At 69.4% G+C, this 24,070-nt stretch carries 27 protein-coding genes; 9 read left to right on the top strand and 18 right to left on the bottom strand.

Going from position 1 to position 24,070, the window contains the following annotated elements:
* The first annotated feature begins 92 nt into the window (after positions 1 to 92).
* The 3 genes from IM708_RS06520 (at position 93) to IM708_RS06510 (ending at position 2,616) form a co-directional block, all read left to right on the top strand.
* Complete coding sequence (locus IM708_RS06520) at positions 93 to 977, top strand: bifunctional helix-turn-helix domain-containing protein/methylated-DNA--[protein]-cysteine S-methyltransferase (RefSeq protein WP_209425533.1); 885 nt, start codon at positions 93 to 95, stop codon at positions 975 to 977.
* 119 nt (positions 978 to 1,096) lie between these two features.
* A complete protein-coding gene (locus IM708_RS06515) occupies positions 1,097 to 1,735 on the top strand; it encodes an OmpA family protein (protein ID WP_209425532.1) in 639 nt (212 codons plus the stop codon).
* A gap of 110 nt (positions 1,736 to 1,845) precedes the next feature.
* Complete coding sequence (locus IM708_RS06510; RefSeq protein WP_209425531.1) at positions 1,846 to 2,616, top strand: FCD domain-containing protein; 771 nt, start codon at positions 1,846 to 1,848, stop codon at positions 2,614 to 2,616.
* Between the two features lie 172 nt (positions 2,617 to 2,788).
* On the opposite strand, the gene IM708_RS06505 is transcribed toward IM708_RS06510, so the two are convergent.
* Both IM708_RS06505 and IM708_RS06500 read right to left on the bottom strand, forming a co-directional pair.
* Positions 2,789 to 3,958: an alpha-hydroxy acid oxidase gene (locus IM708_RS06505; RefSeq protein ID WP_209425530.1), complete on the bottom strand. Its 1,170-nt coding sequence runs from the start codon at positions 3,956 to 3,958 to the stop codon at positions 2,789 to 2,791.
* A gap of 69 nt (positions 3,959 to 4,027) precedes the next feature.
* On the bottom strand, positions 4,028 to 5,725 hold the full coding sequence (locus tag IM708_RS06500) for an iron ABC transporter permease (protein WP_209425529.1): 1,698 nt from the start codon (positions 5,723 to 5,725) through the stop codon (positions 4,028 to 4,030).
* Positions 5,726 to 5,924: 199 nt separating this feature from the next.
* Here IM708_RS06500 and IM708_RS06495 point away from each other — a divergent pair, with 199 nt between their 5' ends.
* Positions 5,925 to 6,935 carry an extracellular solute-binding protein gene (locus IM708_RS06495; RefSeq protein WP_209425528.1) on the top strand — a complete coding sequence of 337 codons (1,011 nt, stop codon included), beginning with the start codon at positions 5,925 to 5,927 and terminating at the stop codon, positions 6,933 to 6,935.
* 140 nt (positions 6,936 to 7,075) lie between these two features.
* Here IM708_RS06495 and IM708_RS06490 read toward each other — a convergent pair whose 3' ends face one another.
* The 14 genes from IM708_RS06490 to dgcN form a co-directional block, all read right to left on the bottom strand.
* Entirely contained in the window at positions 7,076 to 7,864 is a 789-nt protein-coding gene (locus IM708_RS06490) for a division plane positioning ATPase MipZ (protein ID WP_209425527.1), read from the bottom strand.
* A 114-nt stretch (positions 7,865 to 7,978) separates the two neighbouring features.
* Positions 7,979 to 8,200, bottom strand: coding sequence for a 50S ribosomal protein L31 (gene rpmE / locus IM708_RS06485; protein ID WP_209425526.1), 222 nt, complete (start codon positions 8,198 to 8,200; stop codon positions 7,979 to 7,981).
* A gap of 11 nt (positions 8,201 to 8,211) precedes the next feature.
* Positions 8,212 to 8,595 (bottom strand): 50S ribosomal protein L19, encoded by a 384-nt coding sequence (gene rplS, locus IM708_RS06480; protein ID WP_209425525.1) that lies wholly within the window; start codon positions 8,593 to 8,595, stop codon positions 8,212 to 8,214.
* A 52-nt stretch (positions 8,596 to 8,647) separates the two neighbouring features.
* The gene (gene trmD, locus IM708_RS06475) at positions 8,648 to 9,460 is read right to left on the bottom strand and encodes a tRNA (guanosine(37)-N1)-methyltransferase TrmD (RefSeq protein ID WP_209425524.1); all 813 of its coding nucleotides are present in this window, start codon (positions 9,458 to 9,460) and stop codon (positions 8,648 to 8,650) included.
* The gene (rimM, locus tag IM708_RS06470; RefSeq protein ID WP_209425523.1) at positions 9,457 to 9,960 is read right to left on the bottom strand and encodes a ribosome maturation factor RimM; all 504 of its coding nucleotides are present in this window, start codon (positions 9,958 to 9,960) and stop codon (positions 9,457 to 9,459) included. The genes trmD and rimM overlap by 4 nt, the downstream gene beginning before the upstream one ends.
* Before the next feature lie 93 nt (positions 9,961 to 10,053).
* Positions 10,054 to 10,407, bottom strand: coding sequence for a 30S ribosomal protein S16 (gene rpsP, locus IM708_RS06465; RefSeq protein WP_209425522.1), 354 nt, complete (start codon positions 10,405 to 10,407; stop codon positions 10,054 to 10,056).
* Between the two features lie 73 nt (positions 10,408 to 10,480).
* Positions 10,481 to 10,783, bottom strand: a complete 303-nt coding sequence (locus IM708_RS06460) for a chorismate mutase (RefSeq protein ID WP_209425521.1) — start codon at positions 10,781 to 10,783, stop codon at positions 10,481 to 10,483.
* A complete protein-coding gene (locus IM708_RS06455; protein WP_209425520.1) occupies positions 10,780 to 11,355 on the bottom strand; it encodes a GNAT family N-acetyltransferase in 576 nt (191 codons plus the stop codon). Before IM708_RS06455 ends, IM708_RS06460 begins: the two co-directional genes overlap by 4 nt.
* The gene (locus IM708_RS06450; protein ID WP_209425519.1) at positions 11,352 to 11,918 is read right to left on the bottom strand and encodes a GNAT family N-acetyltransferase; all 567 of its coding nucleotides are present in this window, start codon (positions 11,916 to 11,918) and stop codon (positions 11,352 to 11,354) included. Before IM708_RS06450 ends, IM708_RS06455 begins: the two co-directional genes overlap by 4 nt.
* On the bottom strand, positions 11,915 to 12,448 hold the full coding sequence (locus IM708_RS06445; RefSeq protein ID WP_209425518.1) for a GNAT family N-acetyltransferase: 534 nt from the start codon (positions 12,446 to 12,448) through the stop codon (positions 11,915 to 11,917). Before IM708_RS06445 ends, IM708_RS06450 begins: the two co-directional genes overlap by 4 nt.
* Positions 12,445 to 13,944, bottom strand: a complete 1,500-nt coding sequence (gene ffh / locus IM708_RS06440; RefSeq protein ID WP_209425517.1) for a signal recognition particle protein — start codon at positions 13,942 to 13,944, stop codon at positions 12,445 to 12,447. The genes IM708_RS06445 and ffh overlap by 4 nt, the downstream gene beginning before the upstream one ends.
* Before the next feature lie 347 nt (positions 13,945 to 14,291).
* The gene (locus IM708_RS06435; RefSeq protein WP_209425516.1) at positions 14,292 to 15,152 is read right to left on the bottom strand and encodes a D-amino-acid transaminase; all 861 of its coding nucleotides are present in this window, start codon (positions 15,150 to 15,152) and stop codon (positions 14,292 to 14,294) included.
* 10 nt (positions 15,153 to 15,162) lie between these two features.
* A complete protein-coding gene (dgcA, locus tag IM708_RS06430; protein WP_209425515.1) occupies positions 15,163 to 16,125 on the bottom strand; it encodes an N-acetyl-D-Glu racemase DgcA in 963 nt (320 codons plus the stop codon).
* Between the two features lie 78 nt (positions 16,126 to 16,203).
* Complete coding sequence (gene dgcN, locus IM708_RS06425; protein ID WP_209425514.1) at positions 16,204 to 17,205, bottom strand: N-acetyltransferase DgcN; 1,002 nt, start codon at positions 17,203 to 17,205, stop codon at positions 16,204 to 16,206.
* Positions 17,206 to 17,401: 196 nt separating this feature from the next.
* Here dgcN and IM708_RS06420 point away from each other — a divergent pair, with 196 nt between their 5' ends.
* Both IM708_RS06420 and IM708_RS06415 read left to right on the top strand, forming a co-directional pair.
* Positions 17,402 to 18,361, top strand: a complete 960-nt coding sequence (locus IM708_RS06420; RefSeq protein WP_209425513.1) for an L-malyl-CoA/beta-methylmalyl-CoA lyase — start codon at positions 17,402 to 17,404, stop codon at positions 18,359 to 18,361.
* A 241-nt stretch (positions 18,362 to 18,602) separates the two neighbouring features.
* Positions 18,603 to 19,415 carry a hypothetical protein gene (locus tag IM708_RS06415; RefSeq protein WP_209425512.1) on the top strand — a complete coding sequence of 271 codons (813 nt, stop codon included), beginning with the start codon at positions 18,603 to 18,605 and terminating at the stop codon, positions 19,413 to 19,415.
* 13 nt (positions 19,416 to 19,428) lie between these two features.
* On the opposite strand, the gene IM708_RS06410 is transcribed toward IM708_RS06415, so the two are convergent.
* Both IM708_RS06410 and pgi read right to left on the bottom strand, forming a co-directional pair.
* Entirely contained in the window at positions 19,429 to 19,830 is a 402-nt protein-coding gene (locus IM708_RS06410; protein WP_209425511.1) for a cupin domain-containing protein, read from the bottom strand.
* A 334-nt stretch (positions 19,831 to 20,164) separates the two neighbouring features.
* Entirely contained in the window at positions 20,165 to 21,784 is a 1,620-nt protein-coding gene (gene pgi / locus IM708_RS06405; protein ID WP_209425510.1) for a glucose-6-phosphate isomerase, read from the bottom strand.
* Positions 21,785 to 21,963: 179 nt separating this feature from the next.
* Between pgi and IM708_RS06400 the strand changes: the two genes are divergently transcribed.
* From IM708_RS06400 to IM708_RS06390, 3 genes are all read left to right on the top strand, one after another.
* Positions 21,964 to 22,596 (top strand): DNA-3-methyladenine glycosylase 2 family protein, encoded by a 633-nt coding sequence (locus IM708_RS06400; RefSeq protein ID WP_209425509.1) that lies wholly within the window; start codon positions 21,964 to 21,966, stop codon positions 22,594 to 22,596.
* Positions 22,597 to 22,606: 10 nt separating this feature from the next.
* Positions 22,607 to 23,269 (top strand): alpha/beta fold hydrolase, encoded by a 663-nt coding sequence (locus IM708_RS06395; RefSeq protein WP_209425508.1) that lies wholly within the window; start codon positions 22,607 to 22,609, stop codon positions 23,267 to 23,269.
* A gap of 185 nt (positions 23,270 to 23,454) precedes the next feature.
* On the top strand, positions 23,455 to 24,039 hold the full coding sequence (locus IM708_RS06390) for an HNH endonuclease (protein ID WP_209425507.1): 585 nt from the start codon (positions 23,455 to 23,457) through the stop codon (positions 24,037 to 24,039).
* The last annotated feature ends 31 nt before the right edge of the window (positions 24,040 to 24,070 follow it).

Below are 24,070 nucleotides of genomic sequence, written 5' to 3'. Positions count from 1 at the left end.
CCAAAGGTCCAGTGCGGATGCGCAGCTTCCGGGTCGCGGTCGGCGGCCTGTGGCGTTAGGATCGCGGCACACGGCACGAAAGGTCCGCGCGCATGTCCGACACCGTCACCCCCCTGCCCGACGCGGCCGAGCGGGCGTATCATTACCGCGTCATCGCCCGCGCCATCGCCGCGCTGGACGCCGCCGGCGGCGAGCGGCTTGCGCTGCCCGATCTCGCCGCGCGCCTCGGCATGAGCCCGGCGCATTTCCAGCGCGTCTTCAGCCAGTGGGTCGGCGTCTCGCCCAAGCGCTACCAGCAATACCTCGCGCTCGGGCACGCTCGCCGGCTTCTGGCCGAACGCTTCACCGTGCTCGAAACCGCCATGGCCTCGGGCCTGTCCGGCCCGGGCCGGCTGCACGACCTCTTCCTGCGGTGGGAGGCGATGACCCCCGGCGACTACGCCCGCGCCGGTGACGGGCTGCGCATCGCATTCGGCTGGTTCGACAGCCCCTTCGGCCCGGCCATCGCGATGGGCACCGACCGCGGCCTCTGCGGGCTGGGCTTCGCCGCCGAAATGGGCGCGCAGGCCGCCCATGACGACCTCGCCCACCGTTGGCCCAAGGCCACCTTCACCGAAGACCCCGAAAGCCTGCGCCCCTGTGTCGAGGCCGCCTTCGGCGCGGCACCCGGCACCGCGCGGCTGCACCTGATCGGCGCCCCCTTCCAGATCAAGGTCTGGGAGGCGCTGCTCAGCGTCCCCTCGGGGCACGTCACGACCTATTCGGAACTGGCCGGCGCGGTGGGCAGCCCGCGCGCCGTGCGCGCCGTCGGCACCGCCGTCGGGCGCAACCCGGTCAGCTTCCTGATCCCCTGCCATCGCGCCATCGCCAAGTCCGGCGGTCTGGGCGGCTATCACTGGGGCCTGCCGGTGAAACGCGCGATGCTGGCGTGGGAGGCCGCGCGCCTCGACGCGGGCACCGAACGCACACCCGCCTGATTCCGCGCCGCCCGGAACCCGGCGTTCAGCCAGACGTTATCGGATAACGTGGCCTGACCCTGTTCCGCGCGCGCGGCACCGGATAAAAGGCCGTGAACCGAGTCGGAGGAATCGACATCATGACCTTGAAGCCCTTTATTGCCTCTATCGCCGCCGTGGGCCTGCTGGCTGCCTGTGAAACGCCCCAGGGCGAATTCAGCCGCACCCAGACCGGCGCGCTGACCGGCGCCGCCATCGGCGGTCTCCTCGGCGCCACCTCGAACTCCTCGAACCGGCTGGGCGCGACCGCCGTCGGCGCGGCGGCCGGGGCCATCGGCGGGGGCGCCATTGGTGGCATCCTGGACCGTCAGGCGGCCGAGCTGCGCCGCGACCTGGGACCGGGCACCGACGTGCGCAACACCGGTCAGGAAATCATCGTGACGATGCCGCAGGACATCCTGTTCGCCACCGACAGCGCGACCCTCCGGCCCGACCTGCGCGCCGATCTGGCGGTGATCTCGAACAACCTGCAGCGCAATCCCGAAAGCATCATCCGCGTCGTCGGCCATACCGACAGCACCGGCTCGCTGGCCTACAACTTGGGCCTGTCCGAACGCCGCGCCGATTCGGTCGCCGCAGTGCTGATCCAGAACGGTGTGTCGGGTCGCAGGATAGTGACTCAGGGCGTCGGTCCCAACCAGCCCGTCGCTTCGAACGCCACGGCCGCGGGCCGCGCGCAGAACCGCCGCGTCGAGATCGTGATCCGCCCGACCATCTGATCGGATCAACCGGGCGCTGAACCCGCCCGCGATCAGGACCGCGATGGGCGCATGATAGCGCTTGCCAGCCCCTCCGACCGGTCATAACATTTGACCAATCGGAGGGGATCATGCCGTTCCAGCCCGTTCAGACCGAAAAGCTCGCCCGCGGCGTCGTGCGCCAGGTCGAGCTTCTGATCCTGCGCGGCCTGCTGCGCCCGGGCGAGCGCCTGCCGCCCGAGCGCGACCTGGCCGAACGCATGAACGTGTCGCGCCCGTCGCTGCGAGAAGCGCTTGCCGAGTTGCAGGAACGCGGCCTCGTCGTCGCCCGCCCCGGCGCCGGCGTCTATGTCGCCGAAATGCTCGGCTCGGCCTTCCCCGAGGCGCTGGTGCAACTCTTCGCGCGCCATCAGGAAGCGGTTTTCGACTACGTCAGCTTCCGCCGTGATCTGGAGGGGATGGCCGCAGAACGCGCCGCCCGCTTCGGCTCGGACACCGACCTGATGGTGATCGGCGCGGTCTTCGCCAAGATGGAAGCCGCGCATTCCAGGCGCAACCCGGCGACCGAGGCCGAACTGGACGCCGAGTTTCACCTCGCGATCATCGAGGCCAGCCACAACATCGTCATGCTGCATCTGATGCGGGCGATGTTCGACCTGCTGCGCGCCGGGGTTTTCTACAACCGGCAGGCCATGTTCCGGCATCGCGGCACGCGCGATCTGCTGCTGGACCAGCACCGCGCGATCAACGACGCGATCCAGTCCCGCGACCCGCAGGCCGCCCGCGCCGCCGCCGAGGCGCACATGAGCTATGTCGAAAGCACGCTCAGCGACCTACAGAAAGCCGACGCGAACGAGGCCTTCGCCCAACTGCGCTACCAGCACGAGATGTCACGCGGCTGAAGATGTCGCGGGAATGACTGCCCGTTCAGGCACCGCGCAGGCGCCGAAATCCGCGGCCCGCCGCCTCAACAAAACCTTTCCGCACCGTTCGGAACTGCCATACGTTTGCCATACGCTTGCCAGCCACTTGCCATACACTTTCCAGCACCCTGCCAGCGGGCGAAACCACCCGTCAGAGGGGGACAGTCGGGTCCCCGAATCCCTGCGGAACATACAGCATGTGCGGCCCGACATTCGCGATGTCAGTCTCCCCACACAGCGCCATCGACACGTCGAGTTCTTTGTGGATGACCTCCAGCGCCTTCGTCACCCCCGCCTCCCCCATCGCGCCGAGACCGTAGGTGTATGCCCGCCCCACGTAGGTGCCTTTTGCCCCTAAACTCAAGGCCTTGAGAACGTCCTGCCCCGACCGGATGCCGCTGTCGAGATGCACTTCGACGCGGTCGCCGACGGCATCCATGACCTGCGGAAGCATCCGGATCGAACTCACCGCGCCATCCAGTTGCCGTCCCCCGTGGTTCGACACGACGATCGCATCGGCCCCCATATCCGCCGCGCGCCGCGCGTCCTCGGGCTCCATGATCCCCTTGACGATCAGCTTGCCCCCCCACCATTCCTTGAACTGCGCGATCCGCTTCCAGTCCAGCGACGGATCGAACGCCTGGCTCGTCCACTCCGACAACGACCCCGGGTCCGACACGCCCTTGGCATGGCCGACGATATTGCCGAAGAACCGCCGCTTGGTGCCCAGCATGCCCAGCCCCCACTGGACCTTGGTCATCATGTTGGCGATCGATGCGGGGGTCAGCTTGGGCGGCGCCGAAAGGCCGTTCTTCAGGTCTCGGTGGCGCTGGCCCAGCACCTGCAGATCGACGGTGATGACCAGCGCCGAGCATTTCGCCGCGCGCGCCCGCTCGAACAGCCGGCGCATGAAGTCATCGTCCTTGAGCGTGTAGACCTGAAACCAGAAAGGCTTGCTCGTGTTCTCGGCTACATCCTCGATCGAGCAGATGGACATCGTCGACAGCGTGAACGGCACGCCGAACTTCTCGGCCGCGCGCGCCGCCTTGATCTCGCCATCGGCGTGCTGCATCCCGGTCAGGCCCACCGGGGCCAGCGCGACCGGCATCGCCACCTCCTCGCCGATCATGGTCGATTTCGTCGACCTGCCGGCCATGTCCACCGCCACGCGCTGGCGTAGCTTGATCCACGCGAAATCGCTCGTGTTCTCGCGAAAGGTCTGCTCGGTCCAGCTGCCCGACTCCGCGTAGTCGTAGAACATCCGCGGCACCCGGCGGCGGTAGATCTGGCGCAGATCCTCGATGGAGGTGATGACAGGCATCGCGGACCCCTTGCGATTGGACAGGTTTTGTTACCAAACGCGACGTCACGGCACAAGCGGCGCATCCGTTCAACGGTTCATCGCGCGGCTGAGCAGGATCACCGGCAGAATGCCGACCGCGACGATCAGCAAGGCCGAGGTCGCCGCCTCCTCCAGCCGTCCGTCGCTGGCCAGCCGGAAGGTGCGCACCGCCAGGGTGTCGAAATTGAAGGGCCGCACGATCAGCGTCGCCGGCAGTTCCTTCATCACGTCGGCAAAGACGAAGATCGCCGCGGTCAGCATCCCGCGCCGCATCAGCGGCAGATGCACTTGCCGCAGCGTGCGCAGCGGCCCCGCGCCCAGATTGCGCGCGGCCTCGTCCATGCTGGGCGGGATGCGGGCGAACCCCGCCTCGACCGTCTTCAGCGCCACCGCCAGGTAGCGCACGACATAGGCAAACATCAGCGCGGCAATGCTGCCGGTCAGCAACAACCCGGTGGAGACGCCGAACCAGGCGCGCATCAGCGCATCGAGCCCGTTGTCGAACGCCGCCAGCGGCACCAGCACCCCCACGGCGATCACCGCGCCGGGCATGGCATATCCGAAGCTGGCCGCCTGCATCGCCGCACCGATCGCCAGCCCGCCCTGCATCCGGCGCGCATAGGCCAGAAAGACCGACAGCGCGACCAGGATCACCGCGGCCCCGCCCGCCATCTTCAGGCTATTCGCGGCGAAGCCGAAGAACCGCGCGCCCCAGAGCGGATCGCCGGCGATGATCGACAGGCGCAACAGTTCCGCCGCCGGCAGCAGGAAGCCCAGCAGGACCGGCACCGCGCAGGCCAGCACCGCCAGCAACGCGCGCCCGCTCCCCAAAGGATGCCGCGCCACCGAGGCCGCGCTGCGCCCGCCCGGATCGCCGGTGAACCGCCGGCTGCCGCGCAGGAACCGCTCGACCAGGAAGGCGGCGGTGACGAAGCACAGCAGCAGCGCCGACAACTGCGCCGCGGCAATCGGCGCGCCGCGGGCGAACCAGGTGCGGAAGATGCCCGTGGTCATCGTCTGCACGCCCAAGTGCAGCACGGTGCCGTAATCGGCCAGCGTCTCCATCGCGACGAAGGTGGCGCCCGCGGCGATCGCCGGCCAGGCCATCGGCAGTGCCACCCGCCGAAAGGCCGAGGCGCGGCTGTGACCCAGCGCGCGCGCGGCTTCCATCATGCGCATCGACTGCCCCAGGAAGGCGGCGCGTGCCAGCAGGTAGACATAGGGATAAAGCACCAGCGCCAGCAGCACCGTCGCCCCGGGAAGCGAGGCGATCTGCGGAAACCAGTACTCCCCCCTTTCCCAGCCGAACGCCGTGCGCAGCCCGCTCTGCACCGGGCCCCAATAGCTGAGCCTGTCGAAATAGACATAGGCGATGACATAGCCCGGCATCGCCAGCGGCAGCATCAGCGTCCATTCGAAGAGGCGCCGGCCCGGAAACTCGCAGGCCGCGACCAGCCAGCCCGTGGTCACGCCGATCACGATGGCCAGCGCGGTCACACCCGCCACCAGGATCAGCGTGTTGCCGACATAGGTCGGCAGCACCGTTTCCAGCATGTGCGGCCAGACCCCTTCGGAGGGAACGAAGACCCGGCTGACCACCGTCGCGATCGGCAGCAGGATGACCGCGATGACCAGGAATGCCCCCAGCGTCCAGACCGACGCGCCGAACCGCCGCGCCAGCGCGCGGATCGGTCGCGCCCCTGTTGGCGGCACGCGCGGCGCAGGGCGGGTCAGGCTGTGGCTCATCGAAACCCTCCGGGGGATGCCGGGCAGGCTTACCCCGGATCGGCGCCCCTGTCGAGTATTCCGAGCGTTATTGTCAGGTTCTGCGACCTGCGATAGACAGATCCCGCGGCGGGCGATTCGGCCCGCCTCGATTGCCAACCCAGCGACTGCGCCCGACGCGGTCCGAGGCAGGCGCACACAACAAAGACAGGAGTCCGAAATGTTGCGCTATGCGACCGCCTCCCTGCTCGCGCTCGCCACGGCGATGCCGGCGATGGCCGATGAACTCAACCTCTATTCCGCGCGCCACTACGATACCGATCTCGCGCTCTATGAAGGCTTCACCGAAGCCACCGGGATTCGCATCAACCTGATCGAAGGCTCGGGCGACGAACTGGTCGCGCGCATCCAGGCCGAGGGGGCGAACAGCCCCGCCGACATCCTGCTCACGGTCGATGGCGGCCGCCTGCACCGCGCGGTCGAAGCCGGCCTCTTCCAGCCGGTCGAAAGCGACGTGCTGACCGACCGCATCCCCGAGGCGCTGCGCCACCCCGACAACCTCTGGTTCGGCCTCAGCACCCGCGCCCGCGTGATCTTCTACAATGTCGAGCAGGGCCTTCCCGAAGGCGTCACCGACTACGAGGATCTGGCGAAACCCGAATTCGAAGGCATGCTCTGCATGCGCTCGTCCTCGAACATCTACAACGTCTCGCTGATGGCCGAACTGATCGACGCCCTGGGCGAGGAGGCGGCGACCGAATGGGCGCGCGGCATCGGCCGCAACCTGGCCCGCGCCCCGCAGGGCGGCGATACCGACCAGATCCGCGCGGTCGCCGCCGGGGAATGCGCGCTGGGCATCGCCAACACCTACTACTGGGGCAGGCTGAAAGCCTCCGCCAACCCCGAGGATACCGCGGTGGCCGACGCCACGGCGTTCATCTTCCCCAACCAGGACAACCGCGGCACGCATGTGAATGTGACCGGCGCCGGCGTGCTGGTCAACGCGCCCAACCGCGACGCCGCGGTCGCCTTCCTCGAGTACCTCGTGTCGGATGATGCGCAGGTGATGCTGGCCGACGGCAACAACGAGTACCCGGTGGTCGACAGCGTCGCGCCGACCGGCCCGATCAGCGCCTTCACCGATTTTGCGGCCAGCGGTGTCAACGCCTCGATCTTCGGCACCAACGCCTCGGCCGCGGTGGCGGCCTGGGACCGCGCGGGCGTGCCCTGATCCCGGCACCGCGCCGACACCCGTGGGCCTGAACAGCCTGACGGCCTCCTGATGCCGGCGCAACGCCCGGTCCGGAAACGGGCCGGGCGATTTGCATCGGCGGTCGCGCCAACCGAAACGGGCCCCGCCTTGCCGATGGATCAAAAATCCACCTTGACCCCCGGCAGGTCCAGCGCGGCGATCAGGTCCCGCAACTCCTGCCGGGCGGCGATGTTCGACAGGCTCAGGCTCTCGGTTCCGATGTCGCGCAGATCCAGCAGCGTCAGCCCGCGCGGGAACAACTCGCGGAAGATCACCCGCTCGGAAAACCCGGGCGCGACCCGAAACCCAATCCGCTTCGCCAGCGCCTTCAGCGCCTCACCGACGCGGCGCTTGTTGTGCATCTGCTGGGTGCCCATCCGGTTGCGCAGCACCAACCAGTCGATTGGCTTCAGCCCCGCCTCGGCCCGCGTCTGGCGCGCCTGCCAGACCATCTCGGCATAGATCGACGGGCCGAGAACCTTGTTCGTCATCGGGTCGATCCGCGCCAGCAGGTCGAAGTCGATGAAGGAATCGTTCAACGGCGTGACCAGCGAATCCGCCATCGCATGCGCCATCTGCGCCAGCCGCGTGTGCGAGCCGGGGCAGTCGATCACGATGAAATCTGCGCTCTCCGACAGCGCCTCGACCATCTCGGCAAAGGCGCGGTCGATCCCCTCGCTCCCCGCCGGCGGCAGCGCGCGGTAATCCGGCGTCGGCATCTCCCGCCCTTCGCGCAGCAGAAAGGCGCGGCGGTTCTCCACATACCTTCCGAAGCTGCGCTGCCGAATGTCCAGGTCCAGCGCGCCCACGCGGTGGCCCATGCGCGCCAGCGCCGTCGCCACATGCATCGCGGTCGTCGACTTGCCCGACCCGCCCTTTTCGTTGCCGGTGACGATGATATGCGCCATGCCTGCCCGTCCTTGCCCAGGCGCCGGCTTAGCCGTGCCGCCGGACGGGTGCAAGCCACTGAAAAAGGGCGCGACCCTTCGGTCGCGCCCCTGTCCCTCGTCGCCCTTGCGCTCTCAGAATCCGAGGCCGGCGTACTTGTTCTTGAACCGCGACACCTTGCCGCCGGTGTCCATCAACCGGGTCGAGCCGCCGGTCCAGGCCGGATGCACGGTCGGGTCGACGTCGAGCGAGATCGTGTCGCCCTCCGCGCCCCAGGTCGATTTCATCTGCAACATCGTCCCGTCGGTCATCTTGACGTTGACCATGTGGTATTCGGGGTGAATGCCTTTTCTCATCGCGCCTCTCCTCAGCCCTTGGCGCCACCCAGGGCGCGGTAATTGGTCTTCTCGGCGATCCGCGCCGACTTGCCCCGACGCTCGCGCAGGTAATAGAGCTTGGCGCGACGCACCTTGCCGCGACGCACCACCTCGATCGCGTCGATATTGGTCGAATGCAGGGGGAACATCCGCTCCACGCCCTCGCCGAACGAGATCTTGCGCACGGTGAAGGACGCGGCGATGCCGCTGCCGCCGGCCCGCTTGATGCAGACGCCCTCGAAGTTCTGCACGCGCGACCGGGTGCCCTCGGTCACCTTGTAGCCCACGCGGATGGTATCGCCGGCCTTGAAATCCGGAATGTCCTTGCCAAGCTCGGCGATCTGCTCGGCTTCGATCTGCGCGATCAGGTTCATCGCGTCGTCCTTTCGATAAGCGCGGTTCATATTCCGCGACGTGTGAGCGCCCTCAGAGCTTTGGGTCTCTTCCCGGGTCCCTACCGCGCGCGTCGCAGTAAGCCCGCCAGAGGTCAGGGCGGCGTTCCTTGGTCAGCCTCTCGGCCCTCTCCCTCCGCCAGGTGGCGATCTTCGCGTGATGCCCGGACAAGAGCGTTTCCGGTATCGCGCGGCCTTCCCAGACGGCGGGTTTCGTGTACTGCGGGTGCTCCAGCAAACCTTCGCTGAAGGACTCCTCCTCCATCGACGCCTGATTCCCGAGCACGCGCGGTATAAGCCTGACCGCCGCGTCAATCAAGGCCTGTGCGGCGATCTCGCCCCCGGTCAGGACGAAATCGCCCATCGACACCTCCTCGATACCGAAATGGTCGATCACGCGCTGGTCCAGCCCCTCGAACCGGCCGCAAATCAGGGTGATCCCCTCGGCCTCCGCCAGCCGCCGCGCCATCGCCTGGTCGAACCGCGCGCCGCGCGGCGACAGGTAGATCAGCGGCCGGCGCCCCGGTGCAAAGGGCTCCGCCCCCGCGGCGGCCAGCGCCTTCGCCATCACATCGGCGCGCAGCACCATCCCGGCGCCGCCGCCCGCGGGCGCGTCGTCGACATTGCGGTGCCGGCCTTCGCCGAACGCGCGCAGGTCCACCGTCTCCAGCGACCAGAGCCCCTGCTCCAGCGCGCGCCCGGTCAGCGACAGGCCCAGGACGCCGGGAAACGCCTCGGGGAACAGCGTCACCACCGTCGCGCGCCAGGGCTCGGCCCCCGGCGGCGCATCCTGCTCCGGCGCCGGGTCCCGCCCTTCGGTCGGACGCGGCCTGCACCCCTCGCTCATTCGATCAGCCCTTCTGGCGGGTCGACGACGATGCGACCCGCGCCGGGGTCCACGGTCGGCACCACTTCGCGGGTAAAGGGCAGCAGGATCGCGGCGTCTCCCGGCCGGCTGACCTCCAGCAGGTCGCCGGCGCCATGGTTCAGCACCACCGCCACCCGCCCCAGCACCGTGCCCCCGGTGTCGCGCACCTCCAGCCCGATCAGGTCGGCATGGTAGAATTCATCCTCGGGCAGGGCCGGCAGGCGGGTCCGGTCGACGTAAAGCCGCTGGCCACGCAGCGCCTCGGCCGCCTCGCGCGAAACGACGCCCGACAGGCGCGCCGCGATCCCGTTGGTCACCGGCCGGCCCAGCGTGATCTCGAAGGCGCGCCCGTCCTCGGTGGACAACGGTCCGTAGCCGGCAATCGCTTCCGGCTCGGCGCAGAAGCTTTTCAGCCGCACCTCGCCCCGGACCCCGAAGGCCCCGGCAATCGCGCCCACGCAGACCCGCTCACCGCTCATCGCGCGCGCCCTTCATCTGTCCCCAAGTATCCTCGGGGGGTGAATGCCCCGGAACGGGGCAGAGGGGGGCAGACAGCCCCCCTCTCTGGCAGATCACTCGGCGGTCGCGGCCTCAGCCTTGTCGGCGCGCGCCTTCGCCCGCTCGACGGCCTTCTTGCCGGGCTGGGCCTTCTTCGTGTTGGCGCGCTCGGCCTTCGGCTTCACGCCGGCGGCTTCCAGGAAGCGGGCGATGCGGTCGGTGGGCTGGGCGCCCTTGGCAAGCCATTCCTGGGCGCGCTCCATGTCGAGCTTCACGCGGCCCTCGTCGTCCTTGGCCAGAAGCGGGTTGTAGGTGCCCAGCTTCTCCAGGTAGCGGCCGTCGCGCGGCATGCGGCTGTCGGCGACAACGATGGCGTAATGCGGGCGCTTCTTGGAGCCGCCGCGGGCGAGTCGGATCTTGGTGGCCATGATATGTCTCCTGTCTATGGCGTCTTGGGCGCAGGGCCCGGTTGAGGGTTGGGCCGGCTGGCCCGGTATTCGTTCAGCCCTGCATCCTCTCGTGGTGACGGATCACCTCCGATATGATGAAGCCGAGGAATTTCTTGGCGAATTCGGGGTCGAGATCGGCCTCGCGCGACAGCGCCTCCAGCCGTTCGATCTGCCGCGCCTCGCGCGCCGGGTCGGACGGCGGCAGCGCGTGTTCGGCCTTCAGCCGACCCACCGCCTGGGTGTGCTTGAAGCGCTCGGCCAGCGTGTAGACCAGAATCGCATCCAGCCGGTCGATCGAGGCGCGGTGCCCCGACAGCAGCGCCTCAGCCCGGGCGGCGTCGGTGTCGCGGTTCATGCAGCCTCCCCGGGCGCATGGCGCCAGATTTCCGCGGGCTCTGCATCGCCCGGATAACTCAGAACGCCGTCCAGCCGCGCGCCCAGCCGTTCGGCCAGGCGGCGCGAGGGCGCATTGCCCGGCGCGATGCAGCTGACCAGCGCCGGCAGGCGCAGCGTCTCCAGCGCATGTCGACGGGCGGCCGCCGCGGCCTCGGCGGCATAGCCCTGCCCGCGCGCCTCCTCGCAAAAGAGAAAACCCAGTTCCGGCTCCGGATCGCCCGGCTCGAAGCCGATCAGCACGAAGCCCAGCACCGCCCCCGCCCTGTCCGTCACCGTCCAGAGGCCGTGGCCGCGCAGAAGCCAGGTGCCGACCGTCGCGGCGAACTCGCGAAACGCGCTCTCGGCGTCGTGCGGCCCGCCCAGATGGCCCTCGGCATCCGGCACCATGATCGCCTCCCAGGCCGGCGCATCCTCCAGCACCGGCGCGCGCAGAATGCAGCGCCCAGTTTCCAGCACCGGCAGTTCGGCGCGCAGGCGGGCGGCGAAATCGGCGGCCGGGCCGGGGATCGGGGTCAGGTGCGGCGCGCTCATGCGTAGGCCTCCATCCCGCCATCGGCCAGCGTCCCGGGCGCCGGGTGGCGCCAGATCGCGCAGCTGCCCAGGCGCTCGTGCGTGAACACCCCGCCGGGGGTGCAGCCCAGCCGCCGCGCCAGCGCCTGGCTGCGGGCGTTGTCCTCGACGATCAGGCTGATCGCGGTCGGCCAGCCCAGCACGTCATAGGCAAAGCCGCGCGCGGCCTCGGCGGCCTCGCGCGCGAAACCCTGCCCCTCGTCCACGGGGTCCCAGATCTGCCAGCCGATCTCGGGTTCGGGCCAGCCCTCGGGGCACCACGGCCCGGCCATGCCGATGGCCCGGCCGCTGGCGCGCTCCTCGATCACGAAGAACGCGTAGCCGCGCTGCACCCAGTTGCCGGTGATCGCGCAGAACGCCCGCCAGGCCAGGTCCCGGTTCAGCGGCCCGCCGGTGAACCGCGACCGGTCCGCGGCACAGTAGGCCGCGAACGGTTCGAAATCCCGCGGCGCCGGCGCGCGCAGGATCAACCGCGCGGTCTCCAGCACCGGGACGCCGGTGAGTTGCGGATGCGGCGCGCTCATGCCAGCGCCTCGGGGCCGGGGTGGCGGTAGACGGTGCAAGGCTCGTCGCCGAAGGGATGCGCGACCGCGGGGTCGACCACTGCGCCCAGCCGTTCGGCCAGCCGGATCGAACGGGCATTCGCCGGGTCGATGTAGCTGATCGCCGATCTCCAGCCCAGCCGGTCATAGGCGAAGCGGCGCGCGGCCGTTGCCGCCTCAAAGGCATAACCCTTGCCCTCGTGCGCGGGCGACCAGACCGACCAGCCGATCTCGGGCTCGGCCCAGCTTTCGGGAAAGAAGGGGCCGACCATGCCCAACGGCTCCGCGCTGCCCTTCTTGCAGAAGACGAACATGCCGTAGCCCCGCAGCACCCAATGGCCGACGACATGGCCGAAGCTGCGCCAGACCGCGCCCCGGTCGGAACTGCCGCCGACATACTCGGCCCGCGGCGAGGTCATGAAGGCCGCCGCGGCCTCCCAATCCTCGGCCGTCGGCTGGCGCAGGACCAGCCGCTCGGTTTCCAGCGTGATTTCGGGCGCGAGGCGGATCATCGCTTCTTGCCCAGCCCCGACAGCCCGCCGGGCAGCGTCATGCCGCCGCCCATGCCGGGCAGGCCGCCCATGCCGCCGGGCATGCGGCCCTGCAACTGCTGCGCGGCCGCGCGCATCGCATCCGGGTCCATCGTCGCCGGATCGGGCGCGCCGCCCTTGCCGAACATCTGCTTCATGGCGTTCTTCAGCATCCCGCCCTTGCCCATCTTCTTCATGACATCAGCCATTTGCCGCTGCATCTTCAGAAGTTTGTTGAGCTCGGAAACCTCCAGCCCTGCCCCCGCCGCGATGCGCTTCTTGCGGCTGGCCTGCAGCAGGTCGGGATTGGCGCGCTCCTTCTTGGTCATCGACTGGATCAGCGCCACCTGGCGCTTGAGCATCTTGTCGTCGAAACCCGCCGCCTCGGCCTGTTTCTGCATCTTGCCCATGCCCGGCATCATCCCCATGACGCCCTGCATGCCGCCCATCTTCATCATCTGTTCCAGCTGGCCCTTCAGGTCGTTCATGTTGAACTGACCCTTCTGAAAGCGCTTCATCATCCGCTCGGCCTGCTCGGCCTCCAGCGTCGACTGCGCCTTCTCGACCAGGGCCACGATATCGCCCATGCCCAGGATGCGCCCGGCAATCCGCTCGGGCTCGAACGTCTCCAGCGCGTCGGACTTCTCGCCCAGGCCCACGAAGCGGATCGGCTTGCCCGTCACCGCGCGCATCGACAGCGCCGCACCACCGCGCCCGTCACCGTCCATCCGCGTCAGGATGACGCCGGAAATGCCAACCTTTCCGTCGAATTCCGTGGCGACGTTGACAGCGTCCTGGCCGGTCAGGCCGTCGACCACCAGCAGCGTCTCGCGCGGGTTGGCGACATCGCGGACGGCCTGCACCTCGTCCATCAGCACTTCGTCGATATGCAGCCGGCCGGCGGTGTCCAGGATATAGACGTCATAGCCGCCCAGCGTCGCCTGCTGCTTCGCGCGCCGGGCGATCTGCACCGCCTTCTCGCCCAGCACGATCGGCAGGGTATCGACGCCGATCTGCGTGCCCAGGATCGCCAGCTGCTCCATCGCCGCCGGGCGGTTGGTATCGAGCGAGGCCATCAGCACGCGCTTGCCCTCGCGCTCCTTCAACCGCCGCGCCAGCTTGGCCGAGGTCGTGGTCTTGCCCGACCCCTGAAGCCCGACCATCAGGATCGGCGCGGGCGGGTTGTCGATCTTCAGCTTGCCCGGATCGCCCTCGCCGGTCAGCGTCGCGATCAGCTCGTCATGGACGATCTTGACGACCTGCTGGCCCGGCGTGATCGACTTGGTGACCGCAGCCCCCGTGGCCTTGGCCTGCACGCGCTTGATGAAATCCCGTGCGACCGGCAACGAGACATCGGCCTCCAGCAGCGCCACGCGCACCTCGCGCAGGGCCGCGGTCACATCCTCGGCCGACAGCGCCCCCGCCTTGGTCAGCCGGTCGAAGACCCCGCCGAGGCGTTCGGACAGATTCTCGAACATGCACGCGTCCTTTGCATCCAGCCAATGCAAGGCAGCACCCGCGGGCGCAACGCGCTGACGGATGGCGATCCCCGCAAAGACGAAGGGACCGGAAGCGGCAGGCCTCCGGGAAGTTGGGCGCGGGGTACGCCATCGCGCCTGCGCTGTCAAGGCACCGGCCCCGCCCGGCCGCGCACCTATCGAGGCCGGCGCGACGCCCCCACAGCGGACAGCACATCGCGCGGGTTAAGATTTCCTTGCGATCACGGATTTTTCCGCATCTTGTCAGTTATTTGCCAGATTGCGCGCATGCGCGCAGGTCCGGCATCGGAACGATTCAGCCCGAATTCGGACCCGCCGCGCCCCGATCAGATCGCCGATCTGCGGCTCTCGTCCAGATAGATCTCGCGCAGCCGGGTCGCCACCGGGCCGGGCTTGCCGCCGCCCAGCGCCACGCCGTCGATCTCGACCACCGGCATCACGAAGGCCGAGGCCGAGGTGATGAACGCTTCGTCCGCCGCCTTCGCCTCCTCGACGGTAAAGGCCCGCTCCTCGACCTCCATCTGCGCCTCGCGGGCGAACCGCAGCACGGCGGCGCGGGTGATCCCGTGCAGAATGTTGGTCGAAAGCTGCCGCGTGACGATCTTGCCGCCCTTCACGATATACGCGTTGTTCGACGTCCCCTCGGTGACCTTCCCGTCCTCGACCATCCAGGCATCGTCAGCGCCGGCCTTCTTGGCCATCATCTTGCCCATCGACGGATAAAGCAGCTGCACCGTCTTGATGTCGCGCCGCCCCCAGCGGATGTCGGGGATCGAGATGACCTTGATGCCGGTCCCCGCTTGCGGACTGTCCGCCAGCCCCGGCTTCGACTGGGTGAACAGCACCACCGTCGGCGCCACCTCCGCCCCCGGCCAGGCAAAATCCCGGTCGCCCGGATTGCCGCGGCTGACCTGCAGGTAAATCATCCCGTCCTCCAGGTCGTTTTTCGCCACCATCTCGCGGTGGATTGCCAGCCAGGCGTCGTCGTCATGCGGGTTGGCGATCTCAAGCGCCGCCAACGACCGCGCCAGCCGCGCCAGATGGCCGGGAAAGTCGATCAGCTTGCCGCCCAGGACCGAGGTCACCTCGTAGACCCCGTCGGCCATCAGGAACGCCCGGTCGAAGACCGACACCTTCGCCTCCCCCTCGGGCAGATAGGCGCCATTCACGTATACGGTGCGGGTCATCGTCTCTCCTTCATCCCCAAAGCGCCGGTTCGGGCGGATGCACGCCCGCCGCGTCATAGTGCAGCGCCGGGTCGCGGTCCTCGGCCAGCAGCAGCGGGCCGTCCAGATCGACCACCTCCGCCCCCTGCGCGACCAGCACCGCCGGCGCCATCGCCAGCGAGGTCCCGACCATGCAGCCGACCATCAGCCCGTAGCCCTCCGCCCGCGCCGCGTCGCGCAAGGCCAGCGCCTCGGTCAACCCGCCGGTCTTGTCCAGCTTGATGTTGACCATGTCATACTTGCCCTTCAGCCCGGGCAGGCTGGCGCGGTCGTGGCAGGATTCGTCGGCGCAGACCGGCAGCGGCCGCGCGATCTCGGCCAGCATCGCGTCGTCACCGGCCGGCAAAGGCTGTTCGACCATCGCCACGCCCAGACGCAGCAGGTGCGGCGCCAGATCGGCATAGACCTCGGCCGACCACCCCTCGTTGGCATCGACGATGATCTTGGCCTCCGGCGCGCCCGCGCGCACCGCTTCCAGGCGGGGCATGTCGTCGGGCGTGCCCAGCTTGATCTTCAGAAGCGGACGATGCGCCTGCCGCGCCGCCGCCGCCCGCATCTTCTCGGGTGTGTCCAGCGACAGCGTGAAGGCCGTCACCATCGGCCCCGGCGCCGCCAGCCCGGCCAGTTCCCATACCCGCCGCCCCGCCGCCTTCGCCTCCAGATCCCACAGCGCGCAATCGACCGCGTTGCGCGCCGCCCCCGCCGGCAGCGCCGCCTGCAGCGCCGCCCGGTCGATATCCGCCGGCAGCGCCTCGATCTGCGCCGCAACGCTCTCCACCGTCTCGCCATAGCGCGCGTAGGGCACGCATTCGCCGCGCCCGGTCACGCCCCCGCGCGCCACCTCGACCGTCAGCACCCGCGCCTCGGTGCGCGAGCCGCGCGCGATGGTGAAGACCTCGGCCAGCCGGAAGCTATCGGCCCGAACGGAAATCATCGCAGTTCCTTCATCTGTCCCCAAATATCCCGGGGGGTGAGGCCGCAGGCCGAGGGGGGCAGCGCCCCCCTGCCCGGTTCAGATCGCTTCCAACGCGTCGACCAGCTTGCCCGCGCCGAACCGATAGGGATCGGTCGCCGGAAGGTCCAGCCGCGCCTCGACCTCGGCGAGGTAGGCGCGCGCGGCGTCCTCGTCCAACCCTTGCGTATTCACCGCCACGCCCACCACCTGGCAGCCGGGGTTCGACACCCGCGCCAGTTCCAGCCCCATGTCGCGCACCGCCTCCAGCGTCGGCAGCTTGTAGTCCGGCAGGCCGCGCATGTGCGCGCGCGTGGGCTCGTGGCACAGGATCAGCGCGTCGGGCTGGCCGCCATGGATCAGCGCCAACGTGACGCCGGAATAACTGACGTGGAACAGGCTCCCCTGCCCTTCGATCAGGTCCCAGTGGTCGTCTTCGTTGTCCGGCGTCAGCCACTCGATAGACCCGGCCATGAAATCCGCGATCACCGCATCCAGCGGCACGCCACCGCCGGTGATCAGGATGCCGGTCTGCCCGGTGGCGCGAAAGCTCGCCTTCATGCCCCGCTCGCGCATCTCGCGCTCCATGCAGAGCGCGGTGTACATCTTGCCGACCGAACAATCCGTGCCGATGGCCAGGCAGCGCTTGCCCGTCCGCCGCACGCCGTTGGCGATCGGATACTTCACTGCCGGCACCCGCACATCGTGCAGCTTGCGCCCGGTGGCGCGGGCGACCGCGGCCAGGTCCTCCTCGTCACGCAGAAGGTTGTGCAGCCCCGAGGCCAGGTCGAACCCCTCCTCCAGCGCCTCGACCAGCACCTTCTTCCACTTCTGGCTGATCACGCCGCCGCGGTTGGCGACCCCGATCACCACGGTCTTCACGCCGGCCGCCTTCGCCTCGGCCAGCGTCATGTCGGGGATGCCCATGTCGGCGCGGCAACCCTCCAACCGCAACTGGCCGACCGCGAATTCCGGGCGCCAGTCCTTGATCCCTTGCGCGACCTTGGCCGCCAGCGGGTCCGGCGCATCGCCCAGAAACAGCAGGTACGGGGTCTCGATCATGGCAGTCTCCTTGCGCGCAGGCGGCAATCCCGCCCGTGTTCTGCGGCGCGCGCCCTTCAAGTTCAAGACGTATTGCGCCGGCATCCCCGGGGCAAGCCGGGCTTTCGCAGGTGCAGAAACGGGGTTGCGAAAACCCGCGCAACTTCCTAACCCTTCCGCAATCCGCCGCGCAACTTCCTGACCGAAAGCCCTGCCCATGTCCTTCCGCATCCAGCCCGCGCCGACCGCCCGCCCCAACCGCTGCCAGCTTTTCGGCCCCGGATCGCGCCCGGCGATCTTTGCCAAGATGGCCGCGTCCGAAGCCGACGTGATCAACCTCGATCTCGAGGATTCGGTCGCGCCCGGCGACAAGGACAACGCGCGGGCCAATGTCATCGCCGCCACGCGCGACATCGACTGGGGCAGCAAGACGCTCAGCGTGCGGATCAACGGCCTCGACACGCCCTACTGGTACCGTGACGTGGTCGACCTCCTGGAACAGGCCGACGAGCGGCTGGGCCAGATCATGATCCCCAAGGTCGGCTGCGCCGCCGACCTCTACGCAGTGGATGCGCTGGTCACGGCGGTCGAGCGCGCGAAGGGCCGCGAAAACCCCATAGCTTTCGAGGTGATCATCGAATCCGCCGCCGGCATTACCCATGTCGAGGAGATCGCCGCCGCCAGCCCCCGCCTGCAGGCGATGTCGCTGGGCGCGGCCGATTTCGCCGCCTCGATGGGGATGCAGACCACCGGCATCGGCGGCACGCAGGAAAACTACTACATGCTGCACGACGGCGCGCGCCACTGGTCCGACCCCTGGCACTGGGCACAGGCGGCGATCGTCGCGGCCTGCCGCACGCACGGCGTCCTGCCCGTCGACGGCCCCTTCGGCGACTTTTCGGATGACGAGGGGTTCCGCGCCCAGGCCCGCCGCTCGGCGACGCTCGGCATGGTCGGCAAATGGGCGATCCACCCCAAGCAGGTGGCGCTGGCGAACGAGGTCTTCACCCCCTCCGACGCCGCCGTGGCCGAGGCGCGCGAAATCCTCGCCGCGATGGAAGAAGCCAAGGCGCGGGGCGAGGGCGCGACGGTCTACAAAGGGCGCTTGGTCGACATCGCCTCGATCAAACAGGCCGAGGTGATCGTGCGCCAGTCCGAGATGATCGCCGCCTGCTGAACCCGCGACCCGCCGAACGCGGTCCCGGGCGCCAGTCCGCGGGCAAAGGGCCTTGACGCTGCACGGAAAAGTTGAGCCGCCGCGCGGAGTGTGGTATGTTAACCTAAGTTAATTTGCTCGTTTTTCGTTTTGGACTGAACGACGCGGCGCGGACCTCTCGCGGCTGGGCGGATCGCCGGACCAACCCGCATTGGCGCAGCCGGTTCCCGCGCAAGCGTCATCCCGTGTCAGGAGTCGGGACATGAACATTCGGACCGTCATCTGTGGCGCCCTGGGCGGCACCTGCCCGACCGTCGCCAATCTCGGCGCCTTCTACCTTGCCAATCCCCTGGCCGCGATGCCCTCGCCGGGGCTGATGGTCGGCATGGGGCTCTTTGCCGTTCTGGGCGCCATCGTCGCCATCGGCTTCGGCACCGAAAGCCCGCGCGCGGCGATCATCGCCGGCATCGCCGCCCCGGCGATCGTTTCCAGCGCGCTCGACGGGGCCACCACCGCGAACGGGCCGAACGCTGCGTCCCACGCCGCGCGCGCCGCCGTTTCCGAACACGTCCCGGCACCCGAGGCCAGCGCGCCCGCCAGCGTCCCGCCGGCCGCCGCGTTGCAAGCCGCACCCCCCGCCACCGAATCACGCACGGCCAACGCCATCGGCGCGCTGGCCACGCGCAGCGTCGACCTGATGCCGGGCGCTGCGCGCGCGCAGACCCGCAGCCCGGCCAACCCGCAGATGTTCCGCGGGCTGGGCGTGGTCACCATCCAGCCGGTGCTCCGCGGCAGCCTGCCGACCGACCTGCGCCTCGAGGTGCTGGCCATCCTGCCCGGCAATGTGGAGGTGTCGCTGGGCACCATCACCTCGGCCGAACCGCTGACCGTGACCCTGCCCGCGCAGGCCCAGGGGATTCGCGTCGGCGCGTCGCAGGTCGATGTCGCGCCGGGACGGCAGTTGCTGAACGTGGTGATCGATTCCGCCCCGACGCTGCGCGGCGACCTGCTCTGGGCGCTCGGCGCGAAACGCAGCCTCTCGGTGCGCGACGTCCAGATCACCCCCGGCGACTGACGCCCGCCGCCCGTCAGCCCGTGCCGTCGTACTGCGCGTCGCTGACCGGCTCGGCCCAGTCTGTCGTCGATCCGTCCTGAGCGACCTGAAGCGCGATATGGCTCATCGCGACCTCCGGCGCGGCGCCATGCCAGTGCCGTTCGCCGGGTTCGAACCATACCACATCGCCCGGCGCGACGGTCTCGACCGGCCCGCCCTCGCGCTGCACGCGCCCCAGGCCGGCGGTGATGATCAGCGTCTGGCCCAGGCGATGCGTGTGCCAGTTCGTTCGCGCCCCGGGCTCGAAGGTGACGTGCAACCCGGCGGGGCGCGCCGGCGCCTCGGCCTCGATCAGCGGGTCGAGGCGGACGGTCCCGGTGAACCATTCGGCCGGCCCGCGCTTCGCCGGGCGGCTCCCGTTGCGAGAGATCTGCATGCGAATCCTCCGTTTCTGAAGGGCAAGGATGGCACGGAAGACACCCCGCCAACAATCCCGCCGTCAACCGCCCCGTCACCCAGAAAGCGGGCAGCGTGTGGGGGCGCTGCCCCCGTCCCCGCCAAAGCGGGGACTCCCCCGGGATATTTGAGGACTGATGAAGCGCAATGCGATGGCCGTGCGGCCAAGCCCTCTTTTCGCCGCGCGCGAAGCGCGCGGCGCCCGGCCCAACGCGAGGAAGGTTCGTGCGCGGAACGCGCACAGCCTGACGAGGGGCGGGAGAACCTCCGGGAACGCGTCGCGCCGAAGGGATCACGCCGCAGCGGCCCGCCGGTCAGCGGGAAAGCCGGTTCAGCGTCGCCAGCAGATTCAGCGTCGATCCGTCGCGCCCGGTGGCTTCGGTGCGGCCCTCGACCATCGGGACCAGCGACTCGGCCAGTTCCTTGCCCAGTTCCACCCCCCACTGGTCGAAGGAATTGATCCCCAGGATCGTGCCCTCGACGAAGACCCGGTGTTCATAGAGCGCCAGGATCGCGCCCAGCACCGCCGGGGTCAGCTTCGGATAGACCAGCAGGGTCGAGGGGCGATTGCCCGGAAAACTGCGATGCCGCGCCATCCGCTCGGCGGCCTTGCCGCGCAGGCCGGCGGCGCTGGCGCGGGCGCGCGCCTCCTCCTCGGTCCGGCCGCGCATCAGCGCCTCGGCCTGCGCCAGGCAATTGGCGATCAAGAGTGCGTGGTGATGCGCCAGCGCCGGCTCGTGGCCCCGCGCCGCCAGCAGGAATTCGCAGGGCACCACCTGCGTGCCCTGGTGGAGCAACTGGAAGAACGCATGCTGCCCGTTGGTGCCCGGCTCGCCCCAGACGACGGGGCCGGTGGCGTGGGCGACCGTGGCGCCGTCCATTTCCACCCGCTTGCCGTTGCTCTCCATCTCCAGCTGCTGCAGATAGGCTGGCAGCCGCGCCAGCCGCTGGTCGTAGGGCAGGACCGCGCGAGTCGGGTGGCCGCAGACTTGGTGGTGCCAGATCCCGACCAGCGCCAGCATTGCCGGCATGTTCTCTTGCAGGGGCGTGGTGCGGAAATGCCGGTCCATCGCCGCCGCCCCGGCCAGGAAGGCGCGGAAATGGTCCGGGCCGATCGCGATCATCAGGCTCAGCCCGATGGGCCCCCAGACGGAATAGCGCCCGCCGACCCAATCCTCGAACGAGAACACCCGGCCCGGGTCGATGCCGAAGGCCGTGGTCCGGTCGGTGGCCGAGGACAACGCTACGAACTGCCGCGCCGGATCGCCGCCCCGCGCGATCCAGTCCCGCGCCGTGCGGGCATTGGTCATCGTCTCGGTCGTGGTGAAGGTTTTCGACGCGACGATCACCAGCGTCGTCTCGGGGTTCAGCGGATCGAGCGTGTCGTGCACATGCGCGCCATCGACATTCGAGACGAAATGGCAGCGCGGCCCGTCGCAATAGGGCGCCAATGCCTGCACCGCCATCGCCGGGCCCAGGTCCGACCCGCCGATGCCGATATTCACCACATCGGTGATCCGCCCGCCGGCGCCGCGGATGCGCCCGTCGCGCAGGTCGCGGGCAAAGCCCTCCATCCGCTCCAGCGTGGCGCGGACCTGCGGCATCACGTCGACCCCGTCTACCGTCACCGCGCCGTCGAGGTTCCGCAGCGCCGTGTGCAGGACCGCGCGGCCCTCGGTCGCGTTGATCGGCGCGCCGGCGAACATCGCGTCGCGCCGCGCCTCGACACCCGTGGCCTGCGCCAGCTCCAAGAGCACGGCGCGCGTCTCGGCGTCGATGCTGGTCTTGGAATAGTCGAAGAACATCTCGCCCAGCGGGTCGGCGCGCAGGCTGATGCTGAAATCCGCGGCCCGCCCGGAATCGTCGAAAAGCGCCGCAATCGGGCGATCTGCCGCATGCGCCTGCCGGGCGTCCAGTGCCGTCCAGGGGTCCATTCCGAAGCCTAGGTCTTGTTATTTTCCCCTTGATGCCAGCAAGCCCCTGTATTGCCCAGCCAAAAACGGACCGCCTGACGGATTGCCGGGGCGGTGTTGCCATTCTGCGTCCCTGCCCTCGCAAGGCCCGCCGTTCCACCCCCTTGCCCCCCGCGCGCGTCTGGCGCAGTCTGCCGGCGATGACCCTGGGCCGTATCCTCACCACCGACGACTGCATGCGCGAGGGGGCCGCGTGGCTGGCCCGTGCCGAGCCGCGCTTCGCCGCGGCGCTCGACCTCTGCGGGACGCCGCCGCTGCGCCGGCGCGCCGATGGCTTTGCCGCGCTGATGGGCGCGATCGTCAGCCAGCAGGTCTCGACCGCCGCAGCGCGCGCCATCCAGGGCCGGCTGGACGCCGCCGGGCTGACCGAGCCCGCCGCGATCGTTGCCGCCGACGACGAGGCGTTGCGCACAGCCGGCCTCTCGCGGCAAAAGATCCGCTACATCCGCGCCCTCGCCCAGGCCGGGATCGACTTCGACGCGCTGCGCACCGCGCCCGACGATCAGGTCGTGGCGACGCTGGTCGAGATCCCCGGCATCGGCCGCTGGACGGCCGAGATCTACGCCATGTTCAGCCTCGGCCGCGCCGATGTCTTCGCGCCCAACGACCTCGCGCTGCAGGAATCGGCGCGCCTGCTTTTCGAGCTTCCCGACCGGCCAAAGGAACGCGCCCTGCGGGAATTCGCGCAGCCCTGGTCGCCCTGGCGGACGGTTGCCGCCGGCATGCTCTGGCACTATTACCACCACGCCAAGAACCGCGAAGGCATCGCCTGAAAGGACCGCCATGACCCGCAAGCTGCAATCCGACCGCAAGGGCGCGGCGAAGGGCCAGGCCCGTTCGGCGGTGATCTTCCTGCACGGCTATGGCGCGGACGGTGCCGACCTTCTGGGCCTGTCCGACCCGCTGGCGCCGCACCTGCCCGGCACCGCCTTCTATGCCCCCAACGCGCCGGAACGCTGCACCGGCAACCCCTTCGGCTACCAATGGTTTCCGATCCCCTGGCTCGATGGCTCGTCCGAGGCACAGGCCCGCGACGGCATGCTGGCCGCGGCCGAGGACGTGAACGCCTTCATCGATCAGGTGCTGACGGACGAGGGGCTGGAACCCGCCGCCCTGGCCCTGGTCGGCTTCAGCCAGGGCACGATGATCAGCCTGCACGTGGCGCCGCGCCGGCCCGCCCCCTTGGCCGGGGTGGTCGGCTTCTCGGGCCGCTTGCTGGACCCCGCCGCGCTGGCCCGCGACGTGGTCAGCAAGCCGCCGGTCCTCTTGATCCACGGCGACGCCGACGAGATGGTGCCCGTGGCCAGCCTGCCTGAGGCCGCCGATGCGCTGACCGCCGCGGGGTTTGAGACCTACACCCATGTCTCCAAGGGCCTGGGGCACGGCATCGCGCCCGACGGGCTGTCGCTCGCGCTGGGTTTCCTGCACGAAAGGCTGCCAGGCTGAGGCCACCGCGGGCGCCGCCCGGCCGTCAGCCGCCGCGCCCCGCCGTCGCGGAACCGTCACGCCCACCTGCCATCATCCGCGCGCGGGTCCCGACCACATCACGGGACTTGCCAGATGACGGGCACAGGATATAGTCACTGCGTCGGGCCCCGGTTCGACAGGTGTTTGGACTGGAGCGGCGGCCGATGGATGGCGACTTCCGGAACGGCTTCGTACACGAACCCGCAGCACTGAAGCGCTTCCCGGCGCTGGTGCTGAACGCGGATTACCGGCCGCTGTCCTACTTCCCGCTCTCGCTCTGGCCCTGGCAGGAGGCGGTCAAGGCGGCCTGGCTGGATCGCGTCGACATCGTCGCCGAATACGACGCGACAGTACGCAGCCAGCGGCTGGAGATCCGAATACCCTCGGTCGTCGTGCTGAAAGACTATGTAAAACCCCGGAAGCGCGTGGCCTTCACGCGCTTCAATCTTTTTCTGCGGGACGAATTCACCTGTCAGTACTGCGGCGCGCGTCATGACCTGACCTTTGACCATGTCATCCCGCGCGCGCTCGGCGGGATCACCAGCTGGCAGAACGTCGTCGCCGCCTGCGCCGGCTGCAACCTGTCCAAGGGCGCCAAGACGCTGCGCCAGTCCGGCCTGTCGCTGCGCCGCCCGCCGCGCCGCCCCTCGGCACAGGAACTCATCGAGATCGGCCGCCGCTTCCCGCCCAACCACCTGCACGAAAGCTGGACCGACTTCCTTTACTGGGACACCGAGCTGGAGGCCTGAGGCCCGCGCCCTGCCCCCAGGACTGCCCCCC

Source organism: Pararhodobacter sp. SW119 (assembly GCF_017811755.1).
GTDB lineage: Bacteria > Pseudomonadota > Alphaproteobacteria > Rhodobacterales > Rhodobacteraceae > Pararhodobacter.
The sequence above is the reverse complement of the archived record's forward strand: the minus strand, read 5'-3'. Positions and strand labels throughout refer to the sequence as shown.